Raw genomic sequence first — 13,019 nt, 5'->3', positions numbered from 1 at the left:
AGGGTGAGATACGGTGATAAATTATAAGGAAGGACGGACTGGTAAAATGAAAATATTCCACACGGCAGACTGGCATTTAGGAAAATTGGTACAGGGCGTTTATATGACGGAGGATCAGCAATATGTCCTTGAACAATTTATTAAGGATATAGATGCTGAAAGGCCAGATGTCATTGTTATTGCAGGCGATTTATATGATCGTGCAGTTCCGCCAACTGAAGCAGTGCAATTACTTGATAGTGCATTAGAAACGATTATTCTTCAATTGAAAATCCCCGTATTAGCAGTCGCGGGCAATCACGATAGCCCAAGCCGTCTTGATTTTGGCAGTAGCATAATGAAAGCTTCAGGTTTACATATCGCAGGTGAACTTACATATCCATTTGAACCTGTAGTGCTGCGTGACGAGGAGGGAGAAGTTCATTTTCATCTTATTCCGTATGCCGAGCCTGGTAAAGTTCGCTATTTACTAGGCGATGATAATATCAAAACGCATGATGATGCCATGAGCAAGATCGCCCAAACCATCAAAGCAACCATGGATCCGAGCGCCCGTCATGTGTTCGTCGGACATGCATTTGTTACACCTGGTGGTGAAGCTCAGAATAATACAAGTGATTCAGAACGACCACTATCCATAGGTGGGGCTGAGCACGTAAGCGCCAAACATTTTGCTGGCTTCAACTATATAGCACTAGGCCACCTGCATCAGGCACATCATGTTGGCAACGAAATGGTTCGATATGCCGGATCGCCTCTGAAGTATTCCATTTCAGAAGAACACCACAACAAGGGTTATCTCGTTGTCGAACTGGATCAACATGGAAACGCAACAATTGAGAAAAGATATCTTGCTCCACGACATGACATGCGAACTGTAGAAGGCCTTATTACAGATATCGAGCGGCATCCGACTAGTGAAGATTATGTATTTGTTCGCTTACTTGACGATGCACTAGTGTTGTCGCCTATGGAACGGGTTCGTTCCGTTTATCCAAATGCTATGCATGTAGAACGGAAGTTGGCCATCGCCGAGCTTAATGGGGAATCTTTAGCGGTTGATGGACGAGCTAAGATGGACGATCTTTCGCTGTTTAAAGCATTTTATAAAGAAGTACGAGGAACGGAACTTTCGCCGGAAACAGAGAGACTGTTTATCGAAACACTGCAGGAGATTCACATGAAAGAGGGTGAGCGTTATGAGACCGTTGAAGCTTACGATGACGGCGTTCGGGCCATATAAGGATCAAGAGGTTATTGATTTCTCAGAGCTTAAGGAACATCGGTTGTTTGTCGTATCGGGAAATACGGGCGCTGGGAAAACATCCATTTTTGATGCAATCTGTTTTGCTTTATATGGAGATGCGAGCGGGGAGGATAGGAGCGACAGTAAAATGCTTCGCAGTCATTTTGCTGATGACCAAATGTATACTTCCGTTAATTTCATATTTGAGCTTAAAGGTAGGACATTTCGTATTTTTAGGCAGTTGGCTCATGTGAAAACAGGTAATAAAGGCGCGACGGGAGATAGATATGAGCTGTATGGAGTCGTTCTTGGAGAAGAAGTTCCGCTTACGGACCGCTTTATCGTGTCACAGGTGGATGAGAAGATTCGCGAAATCATTGGACTCACGAAGGAACAGTTCAGCCAAATCGTCATGCTACCGCAAGGCGAATTCCGCAAGCTGTTGACATCAGAGACTGAAAACAAAGAAGAGATCTTGCGTCGTATCTTTAAGACCGGGTTATACAAATATGTCGCAGATATTCTAAATGAGAAGCGAAAGCAAATGCAGCAGATTTGCACGGAGCTGGCAAATATTCGGGAGTATCATATTAGCAATGTGAAGGGCTCTCTGTCCGGACGTGAAGGCTCAGATCTAAATAACGTATTTCAACAGCAACACTTCAATACGTATCAGGTACTTGAAGCAATAGATATGGAGATAGAGTTTTATGCTGAAGAAATGAAGGAAAGGAAGCAGTTACTGATATCTGAAACTACCAAATATCAAGAAAATACGACGGTATATCATCAAGCCCAAAATATGAACGAGCAATTTGGTCTCTTGGATCAGAAGGTGGCGGCAAGACAACAACTGGTAGAACGAGAGAACGATATTCAGCAAAAAACGGTACAGCTTACACTTGCTGAGCAGGCCGTTCACCTCCATGTCTATGAGCGGCATAACGCGGAGATGACGGATGAACTGACACGCAAAAGTAAGCTCCTCGAAGATGCTCAGTCTGAATGCGTACAAGCAGAGGCAACACTCCAAATGGCTGCTGTGCATCATAAGCAGGAAGAGGACAAAGAAGAGCTAAGAGTACAAGCCTTGCGCGATCTGGATCGACTCAGGGGATATCTGCCAACAGTAAAAGAAATAGATCAGAAACAACAACTGGTAGGACAGCTTGCATCAGAATCTGAAACGTTGTCAAAACAATACAAGAATGCGCTGGAAGAAGTTGAAACCAAACAAACCGAACGATTGATGAAAGCAACTCAAGTAAAGGAATTGGAAGAAAAAGTAGTTCATTTGCCGGTAAAGACAGAGAAGCTTACCATTCTAAGGCAGCAAGCTTCAATCATACAGGAGTACCTTAACCTAGTACAAAAGTCTACTAAAGAACAAATAGAGGAAAGAGAGCATAGGGAAGCATATATACAAGCAGAACGGGCTTATTCTGTTGTAGAGAACCGCTTCATTGAAGGTCAAGCAGCATTACTTGCAAGTCATCTTCATGACGGTGATCTTTGCCCGGTTTGCGGAAGCGTCGACCATCCAAGGAAAGCTACTTCAATGGGGGATATCCCTACAAAAGAAGAGCTTGAGCGGCTGCGTAAGGAGAAATCCATTGTAGAGAAGAAACATCTTGAAGCGAGAGCAACACTCGCAGCTACCGGGCAGCAGTGCAAGGAGAAGCAGCAGCAAGTGCTTGAGCAGGGTTTTAGATTGGATGGAATTGAGGGTGTTTTCACTTCGTTGGTGAAAGAAGGAAAATCGCTAGCTGAAGAAGAGAGGCAGTTAAAGGAAGATAACGCCATGCTTGCTCCGCTTAAGCAAGTGCTGGATACGCTGGATAATAAGTTAGATGAGATGCATAAGTATAAGGAAGATGTACTGAATTTGTTCAATGACAAGAAGACAGCGCATGCCATGGAGAAGGCACTTTACGATCAATCGTTAGGTACCGTCTCTGAAGATGTGCGAAGTCTTGAGAAGCTTGAACATAGGATCCGGGCGGCAGAAGACACTAAGAAGCAGTTGGAGGTTGAATGGAAGAAAGCTCAACTGCAATACCAAGAGGCGAATGAGCGGAACATTAGGGCAGTTGCAAGTCACAACAATGCAGAGAGTTTGAAGAACGAGGCGACTACCAACAAGGAAAAAGCTCGCCTGAGCTACATAGAGGCGTTAGAGCTAGCCGGATTTGAGACGGAAGTAGCCTATAAAGCGGCGAAAATGAGCGATACAGCCCGAGCGGAGCTGAAGCAACAGATTGAAGTGTATAAGACAGCAGTGGCATCGGTCACTAAGCAAATCGAGGAATTATCCGCGGCGCTTGCTGGCAAAGAGCGCCAAGATCTTGCCGCGCTATATCAGCGCTTGCAGGAGCTGGAACAATATATTGATACCGTTCGCAGTGTATTTATGCAAGCAGAGAACAACTATGATAAGGGAAGAGAATTTAGGGCAAATATCCATGTCGCAGAGAGCAATTGGCAGAATGCCGAACAAGAGTATCAACTCGTAAAAGATTTGTTTGATGTTGTTCGAGGTGAAAACGGTAAAAAAATCTCATTTGAACGCTATCTGCAAATCGAGTTTCTGGAAAAGATTATTTTTAACGCAAACCATCGATTACAAAGGATGTCAGGAGGACAATTCTACCTGGTTCGTAGCGAACGTATGGAGAAAGGTAAAAAGCAAAGTGGTCTTGGATTAGATGTGTACGACAATTATACGGGGCAGCTCAGGGACGTGAAGACATTATCCGGTGGAGAAAAATTCAATGCCTCACTTTGTTTGGCGCTTGGAATGGCGGATGTCATTCAATCCTATGAAGGTGGCATATCGCTGGAGACCATGTTTATCGATGAAGGTTTCGGCTCCCTTGACGAAGAGTCGTTGAACAAGGCGATTGATACCCTGATCGATTTACAACAATCCGGACGTATGATCGGCGTTATCTCACATGTACAGGAACTGAAACAAGCCATACCAGCCATCCTTGAAGTGAAGAAAACAAGAGAGGGTTATAGTTACACCAACTTTTACGTTAGTTAGTTCTTGCTATCTTGTCCTAAATTCACTACCTCAGCATAAATATGTTGTATAGAGGAGCGTGAATAATGTGGACAAGAAAGTGAAGCGATACTATCAACTGAAGCAAAAACAGAAAGAGATAGATCAGGAATTGTCGGAACTGCGCAGCGAGATTATGAACCATTGTGCAGAGCAGGGCGCTTCCGATCTAGTGGTTGGAAGTTATAAGGTGAAGATTGTACTCCAAGAGCGGAAGGAATACGACGATAACAAGCTTTACGAAGCACTGCCTGACCCCGGAGTATGGCGCATGCTCTCAAAGTCGGATTCCTCCAAGATTACAAGTCTTATCAAACTGAACGTCATTACGGAAGAAAAGATTAAAGATACTTTCTCGGTTAAGAACATAACACTGCTTCAAGTGGATAAAAAGTAAATGAATGTTGCTCTTACCTCGCCTTTACGGTGGGGTTTTTTTTCTGTTTTAAATAAGCTGTCACTCCATCGGAAGCAAGGACTTGTAGTATGATTTGTCGAAATATTACAGGAAATGTATTATGGGAACAAATGTTCAGTGACAGAGTATTGACGTGTAGGTGTGGTTTAATTAAGCATAAAGCAAATTATAGGTCTTATGAAGCGATCCACTTGTTATCGAGCGGATAAACTCTTCGTTGACTTTCCGTTTGATCATTAAGCTCTTAAACACAAATGCAACTAAAAAGGGTGATGGTTTTTGAAAGACTTGATAGCATCATTTATTAAAAAGCATAAAACTAAAACTATCCGGACAGATGATCTTGAAGTCTTTCTGGTACGTCATCATAAATTACGTTATGAAAGAGAAGGCGGATTTCCGGCTTTTGTTAAAACGATTGAAGGTATCTGTAGTGACGGAGTAATATCCCCTGTTATCTCTAGAGGAAAGACAGGCACGAAACTATATAATGTTTACCGAAAAATTGAACAAGCAACTGAGCCATTGGAAGAAGCATATGTTCGAATGCTGCTCAATGAATATCATCCTAAGATGGCGTTATCGTCCTACGCAAAAGATTATGAATTCTTCATCATAGATAAACCGTATCTGGATGAAATTAGTAAGTTCCTAAGGACTGGGGATACGGAAGTTATTTCAATTAACGAACGATCTTTCGAACTCTTTTACGATGAAAAGTGGATAGACCAAAACAGGGGAATCCTCCAACGAATCAGCATAACTTTAGATGATTTATGCTGTTACCCTACTTATGAGCCTTTTTTTGAATACCGTCGTACCTGTCATAGTAAATCATCGTACCACATTCTGATTGTAGAAAATAAAGATACATATTACACACTCAAACGTCTCTTTATCGAAGGGATCTACACATTTGGAGAGATTCCCATCTCTATGCTGATTTATGGGGAGGGGGATAAGATCCTAAGGAGCTTCTCTTATATTAACGAGATCGAAGAGCTGAGAGATGTTAATTATCAGGTTCACTACTTCGGGGATATTGACCCTAAGGGGATGAGTATTTTTTCTTCTCTACAGAGAACCGTAGACGTTCAACCTTTTTTCTTATTCTATTTTGCATTGTTAAGCAAATATGAGCATAGGGTGCCACCTCGACGTAAAAAGGAACAGGCAAAAACTAAACCAATATCCTATGCGACCTTCCTTGAATGTTTCAGCGAATCCATAAGGAAAAGTCTTATCTCGATTGTGGAACAATGCAATGGATATCTTCCTCAAGAAGGATTGAATCGTAAAGATTTTATAAAGCTAAGCCACCCCGAAGGAGGCTTTTAGAATGGATAGTTACGACAATATTTTCGTTGGTTTCCGGGAACGTATGAAGAACTTAGGGGTGTTTTCGCCAATTCTTTATATGAAAGATAAGATTCGTTTTCGTGAACTGCCTCTTGTATCGCTGGCGATTGCTGTCATGCTCTACACTTTGGAAAATATGCTGATGAACCGGCCTACCACTACTGATGGTATTCACAGATTCCTTAAAACTACTTTATGGGAACGGTGTGACATTCAATTGAATAACGAGGAAATCGATGAGTTACGGGAAGTCCTTGTCGATGATTTCCTCCGAAACTTTGGTCGCAATCATGAATTTGAGTATTTCGATTTGGAACAGAAGAGTAAGGAAATAATATCATTCCGATTGTTTGAGTACGATGAGGACATGAACCTAGACATGCTTAAAGAGCGGAAAATCAGTCTCCGTTTATCAACCGAGGGTATTGAAATGCTATTTAAAACGAAAGAAATGTATGGTGAGCTCCAAATCTCTATTGCTCAATTATATTTCAAACAGCAAATGCAAAAGGGACTTTTTCATGAAGCCCTAAATGCAATTAACGATATTACAATAGCAATTAAGAAAGAGCGCTTTGCTCTTCGTGACTTACAGGGTGAAATTGTTAAAGATGCCATTTCGGTTTCAAAAAAAGAATTACTAAAAAAACAACTTGAGAGTGTTCACGATAAATTAACTAGAGAACGAGAAGTTTTCAATAGTTTAAAAAATTTAGTGGATGAAAAAATTCATAGTTACCATATGGGTGAACTTACGGCGAAGGAAATTAAGGGTATTGAGCTTGTAATGCAAATTCAGCGAAAACTGGCGAGTGTAATCGCAGTGCATGAATCATTGTTTACTGATAAACAAAAGCTGCAGATGGTCATGACCCACTCCATGGAATCGCTAATTCTCAATGCCTTTTCTGTAAAATTAAATTTCGAGCGCGAAATATTGGGTGAAATCTCCACAAGGCCCATAGATCTAGAAACATTAAAAACCATTTTAAATCCCTTATTACCTTTCCGGAGAAAGCCTATTTTCAATCCCCTTGAAGTATTTCAACCGCAGCGGCGCATTACTCGCAAGCAAGAGCAAGATGTAGAAGTGCATGAAGTCAGTGAAGAGGAAATGTTAATTATTGAAAAAGCTGAAGAAATGCAACGAGTACAAAAGGAAGTCAAAGTGGTAGAATACCTTCGTATTTTAGGTGAGCCGATACTTACCAACACTAGTGTTACAATTTCCGATATCCTTTCAAATATAAAAAATGAGAATTTAGGCTTGTACCAGGAACTCACAAACACAATGAATTTTTATTCCTTCCTTGTTGATCTGCATCAAAGCGACTATACGTCATTCCAACGGATAGAACATGAGGTTATTCCTCATTTACCAGTGATTCCTAGATGCTTAGCCCGTGCTGTAGAGGCATATCCGGAGCTTGAAGCCATAGGATACTTTTCTTTCGAGCCAAATGGGAGTGTCATTACTCTTCCGAACGGCTTTGTTCTTTCAGATTTTGCAATACGAAAGGGGAATTTATATGGGAACACTCAAGGATGAATTTGGGGATGCATTCTCCGTCTTTATTGCACTGCAAAAAGAAGGGTGTATTACTAAAGATAATGAGGAGATATACGGTACTTTTAAGCGCTGTTATTGAACCGAATGCACAAGTAAAAATATTTGAGTATGAAGACAGCGGTATTATATATATGGTTCCTACTTTGGAAAACCGAGTGCTTTCTTACACGAACGAAGAGCTTCGTAAGGAAATGGGACTGAAGAATAATGAGCATCTCTATTTGGCGTATTTCTGTATGCTGGTTTTGTTGTCAAAATTCTTTAATAGTATGGACCAGACAGTATCTACACGACAATACGTGCGAATTGAGGAAATACTAGAGACAGTGGGCAAGAGTATGGATTATTTTAAGTCACTGGATGAAGATGACTTAATCTCCATTGCAGAGGATCTTGAACTAGACCTAAAAGGAATTATCAATTCATGGAATTCTGTGCCTGAGTTTAATGAAACGGTAAAAAATCTAAAAAAATCAAAGTATGATAAGCACCATTTTGGATTTTTAAATAAAGTCCTGGTGTTTTTAGAAAAGGAAGAACTTGCAGTTATCATGGAAGGTAAAGAGGTAAGAATTACAGAAAAACTGAATCATATTGTTATCAAATATTATTTTAATACAGGACGAAAAGAACGAATTATGCGCTTTATTACAAATGCTCAAAAGGGGAGAGGTTAAAATGCCTGTCATAACTCGAATCCGTACGGTCGGCCTGAAGTTTGATGAAGGTAAGAAGATTATTCCAGATAATATTTGGGAGCCGCAAGGTAAGAATACAATTTTTTTGCTTGAGAATGGTGGGGGTAAGACAAGCATTATCCAGACCTTAATGCAAACAGTGTTACCCAATTCGAGTCTCGCTGGGCGAAATATTAAGGATACCTATGCCAAAAAGTCATATGGTCATATTGCGGTAGAATGGTTACTAGACGGGGAGAATGAAAAGTATTTATTGACTGGTTTTTGTTTTAAGAATGCAGAGACGGATAAAGATAAGCTGGATTATTTTAATTATCTTTTTACTTATGAAAAAGACTCTGAAGTAAATATTGCTACATTGCCATTTACTACGGATAAGATGGTGACAAGATATACTGAGTTCAGAAAATACTTACACAGCTTAGAGTATCCCTATGTAGAAATTCCAGATTCAAACAAAAAGTATAAGGAAAACTTAATGTTATACGGTATACTCCCGGAAGAATGGGAAAGCATTCGAAAGATTAACGGTGATGAGGGTGGGGTAGAAGGCTTTTTCCAAAAAGCGAAGACGACGGAAACGTTGATCACGAAGTTGCTGGTACCTACCATGGAAAATACTATCTTTCAAACTGAGGAGGATAAAAAGGAAATAATTGAGGCTTTCAAGGGATATAAAGAGAACCTTCTAATCATTCCAGAATATCAAAAAGATATTGAAGACTTTAAAATGATCAAATCTTTGGCTGAAATGGTCGTCTCAAGCGTTCAGGAACTAGAGAATAAGAGAAATATACATAATTCAGAGCTGGTGAAAATTGAGCGTCTTCGCTCTACATTACAGATGCATCAGGTACAATCTTTAGAAACTTTGCATGGACTGGGAGATGAGAGAGAGAGACTTTATCAAGAGCTTCAGGACTGGAACTGGAAAAAAGATAGTATTAACATTCAAGCAATGCGACGTCAGATACAGCAGCTTCAGCAAGATGCAGAACGGTATGATGATGAAATTAAATTCCACCGTCAACAGTTGATTTTTCTTGAGCAAAAAGAAAAAGAACTTCAATCGTTTATTCATTATGCATTGTATGACAAGGAGAACCAAGCTGTCATCTCCTACACTCAAGAGCTTGAAATGATGAAAAAAACTCAGCCAGAGTTAGAGGAGACCGTTCGAAATAAGACTGAAGAACTGCAGGACGCCTGGTCAGCACTCCTTCATCTGAAGACAAAGGCTAGAGATGAAGTCTCTGAAAAAATTGGAGATATTAAAATTAAAAATAATAAGACAATTGCTGAGCTTAATAGATGTCAGGATGACAAGGGTAAGCTTCAAAATGAAATAGGTTCTCTCAATGAGTACGTGCGAAACTATGAGAGTGAGCTGGAACGGACGAAAAATATTTGCGATTCGAGCGCTCTTGATAGCCCTCCAATTTTGTTAGAAAACTTTGTTCAGAGATTAAGGGAAATCCAGGCTCAAATTAAAGAATGTTCAGATCATCTTCAAACATATGAGGAAAAACTCTCCATGTGTCATTCTAAGGAAAAGGAACTTAGCATAGAGGAGTCAATAATTCACACTGAGCGCAATGATAACCAAACTGCAACACAGGAATATGAGACCAAGCATGCCATACTTACAGATACCCTAACCAAGCAGGGGAAAATAGTTTTTGATTTGTTTGCCGAAAAAGATGAAAATCTTGCTTGGCTCGATAAAGAGATTAGTACAAGGGGTTACCAACGGGATGAGCTTAAAGTTGGGATAGAGGAGCTTCGTAGAAAGATTAGACATCTCACTGAGAATGAATATTTTGTTCCTCATCATACTCTTCTTGAGATTAAGAACCGACTATATCGAGGAGGTACTCTTGTTACACTCGGAAGCGAGTGGTTAGCTGACCAAAATGTTGATGAGGAAACTAAGGAACTATATTTGCAAAATCATCCGCTGCTCCCTTATTCATTTTTAATTGAGGAGGCTCAGACAGCAACGATTGTTCGTGAAATGCAAAGAATTAAGAACAACCGCGAAATGTTTGAAATTCCAGTAATATTTCAACTTAAAAATAAACTGTCTGTGAATACATCTGATGAAGATGTTATCCTAGCATCTTTCCAAGACGGCCTTATGGCCTTTCAGGCATTGGATGGAAAGCTGTTTACTTCCCGAGAGAAAATCGAATCTATGATTAAGGAGTTAAAACAGGAGCTTAACCGTAAAGAAGAAAGACTTAAACAAGATCAACACGAATTATATTTCTTTGAGGATACGTTTCGAACTGCAAAAGATTTTCATGAAACCTATGACGCTTATTCTGCAATGAGGTTTGCTCAACGTGAATCTGAGCTAACAGACAGACTGGGTTCCATCGCTAACGAGCTTTCAGTTAATACAGAGAGTATAACTTCTCTACGGAAAGCACAGACTTCTGCACAAAATAAAAGAGAAGATTACAGGCAAGAACAACAAAAAGTACATTTTAAAACAGAACACCTAAAAAATTTCATTGATAAATACCCAGAACCGGATGTTAACTTTAAAATATCGACTCTTAAGGTAACGAAGGTTGCGCTTGAAGCCATCACTACAAAAATAAATGAAATTGAAGATGAGTTAGATGGACATCGTGAGGATAGAGAGAAACAATTGGTTTTATTGTTAGAGAAGGAACGAGCACTTGATGAGCATCTTAAAAACGGGAAGGAATACCAACTAGACAAAGATGGTGGTTTCGAGAGCGAATATTCAGAAGAAGAATTCCTGGAAATTCGAATCACATTAGATAAAGCACGAAAAGAACTGAACGAAAAGAATGCGGGGTATGAGACTAAGCAAGAGCTTCTATTGAAGTGTATTGAAAACAGGGATCAGGCCAAAAGTTCAATAGAAGATACAGGTCTTGAGTTTAATTGGGTACAATTAAATTACCGTGCAGTTTATCAGAGTGAAAGGGTAGAGCTCAAAAAGAAAACAGATGATAAAAGAGATGTCGTTAGCGCTCTTGAAAAATCTTTTAATGATAAAAAGATAGAGGTTGCTAAAGCAGAAGGAACCGTTAACAACATGATTTCCACACTCGGTAACGATTTTGGTAAGGCACCTTATGGTGATGGAGGAGGGGAATTTCCCTTGACTATCCATGAAATCCAAGAAGCAATAAAGAAAAACCGAGAAAAAAATAATTCGAACGAAGAATGCTTAGAAGCTGAAAACAATGTTATGAAGGATATTCATTCTGCACTTGAGCGCTACCAAGCACAACGAGAACTGCCAACGGGTAGTATTTCACGACCAATATTTAACGAACAAGAATGGAAGACATTTGGAGATACTCGTGTTGAGGCTATAACTGTTGTCTCTAGCGCATATTTGAATTCCAAGAATAGCTTGGGTTCACAGCGATACGCTGTAACAAAGTCGTGTGAATCCTACGTGAAAACACTACATGAGACTAATAACTCCAAAGTAAGCCGGTTTGCGACCGAGTTTAATTCTGTTGTCATATTGCAAGAGAAGTTATTTGATTATCACTACATTATCGAAGCATTTGTGAAAGTGTTTGATGCACTAGACGCGATGGAAAATGACTTACAGAGTAAGCTAACTGAGTTGAGAAAAGATAAAGATAATCTTGTGGATATTGCGCACCGTCGTGCCGTTATTATTCACGAAAATATATGTGAAGTTTCAAAGCACTCGAAAGTCGAACTATTCGGGAATACGATACAGATGGTGAAAATCAAGTGGGATCCGAATCCAAGGGAAGTATCTCTACATAATACTAATTTGTTTGTTGAGAAGATTATTTATGAACTAAAAAGACTGAAAGGAGAGGGGAAAACCGATGATGAAGTAAATTTATACCTTGAACAGCAAATGAATAGCATGAATCTTCTCAAAAACGTATCACCTTTGGAGAATTGTTACATTGAAATTTTCAAACCGAGAAAGAAAACACTTCTTGAATTAGGAGTTGAATATTTCTCGTGGGACGAAGCCGCCTCTTGGTCAGGCGGGGAACGATACACCTCCTACATGATCATGTTTATGATAATTGTGACTCACATACGTAAGAAACTACATGGCAAAGAAAGTGTCTGGAAAACAATTGTTGCTGACAATCCATTCGGAGCCGCATCATCCGAACACGTAGTCCGACCGATCATTGAGCTTGCACTGAAAAACAAGATTCAGTTATTCTGCCTTACTGCAATTCGTGAAGAAGAAATACGAAGTCACTTTGAGGCTGTTATTAGCAATCGGTATTATAACCGCGGAGGAGTAGAGATCTTGAAATCTGAATCGGAGTACATGGAGCTCAATAACATTTATGCACTTATGAGAAGTTGACCTAGTTAGTTTCTTTTATGGACCGTGGAGCGCGAGGGGTTGACATAAGCAATTTGCAATTTGAAAAAAGATTATTAGGTTGAAATATTGGATCCCGAACTGGTAATGAACACTCAATGGAATTGACTGAAAAGGAATTATTTTAATGACTCTAAGCAAACGTAAAAGAGGACTGGTTATACCTGCTCTCCTTTAGAGGATTAGACCGAAGTAAAGTTAATACTATACTATAAGTTGGGTAGCTTTCTTATGATTTTTGGTTCTCAGAAAAGAAAATTGTAGGAAATTGGAAGTCAATGTCGAA

At 39.8% G+C, this 13,019-nt stretch carries 7 protein-coding genes; all 7 read left to right on the top strand.

The features are described from left to right. Positions 1–46: 46 nt before the first annotated feature. The 7 genes from ACESLK_RS01785 (at position 47) to ACESLK_RS01755 (ending at position 12,715) form a co-directional block, all read left to right on the top strand. Complete coding sequence (locus ACESLK_RS01785; RefSeq protein WP_372661397.1) at positions 47–1,243, top strand: exonuclease SbcCD subunit D; 1,197 nt, start codon at positions 47–49, stop codon at positions 1,241–1,243. After that, positions 1,200–4,292 (top strand): AAA family ATPase, encoded by a 3,093-nt coding sequence (locus tag ACESLK_RS01780; RefSeq protein WP_372661276.1) that lies wholly within the window; start codon positions 1,200–1,202, stop codon positions 4,290–4,292. The genes ACESLK_RS01785 and ACESLK_RS01780 overlap by 44 nt, the downstream gene beginning before the upstream one ends. Before the next feature lie 67 nt (positions 4,293–4,359). Then, a complete protein-coding gene (locus ACESLK_RS01775) occupies positions 4,360–4,707 on the top strand; it encodes a hypothetical protein (RefSeq protein ID WP_372661273.1) in 348 nt (115 codons plus the stop codon). A gap of 300 nt (positions 4,708–5,007) precedes the next feature. After that, positions 5,008–6,066, top strand: coding sequence for a Wadjet anti-phage system protein JetD domain-containing protein (locus tag ACESLK_RS01770; protein WP_372661270.1), 1,059 nt, complete (start codon positions 5,008–5,010; stop codon positions 6,064–6,066). 1 nt (position 6,067) lies between these two features. Then, positions 6,068–7,636 (top strand): hypothetical protein, encoded by a 1,569-nt coding sequence (locus ACESLK_RS01765; protein WP_372661267.1) that lies wholly within the window; start codon positions 6,068–6,070, stop codon positions 7,634–7,636. An 8-nt stretch (positions 7,637–7,644) separates the two neighbouring features. Next, positions 7,645–8,334, top strand: coding sequence for a DUF6063 family protein (locus tag ACESLK_RS01760; protein WP_372661264.1), 690 nt, complete (start codon positions 7,645–7,647; stop codon positions 8,332–8,334). Position 8,335: 1 nt separating this feature from the next. After that, positions 8,336–12,715: a hypothetical protein gene (locus ACESLK_RS01755; RefSeq protein WP_372661260.1), complete on the top strand. Its 4,380-nt coding sequence runs from the start codon at positions 8,336–8,338 to the stop codon at positions 12,713–12,715. Positions 12,716–13,019 lie beyond the last annotated feature (304 nt).

This window comes from Cohnella sp. (assembly GCF_041640265.1).
In the GTDB taxonomy this organism is placed as follows: domain Bacteria; phylum Bacillota; class Bacilli; order Paenibacillales; family Paenibacillaceae; genus Cohnella.
This window is presented reverse-complemented; position numbering and strand designations above follow the sequence as displayed.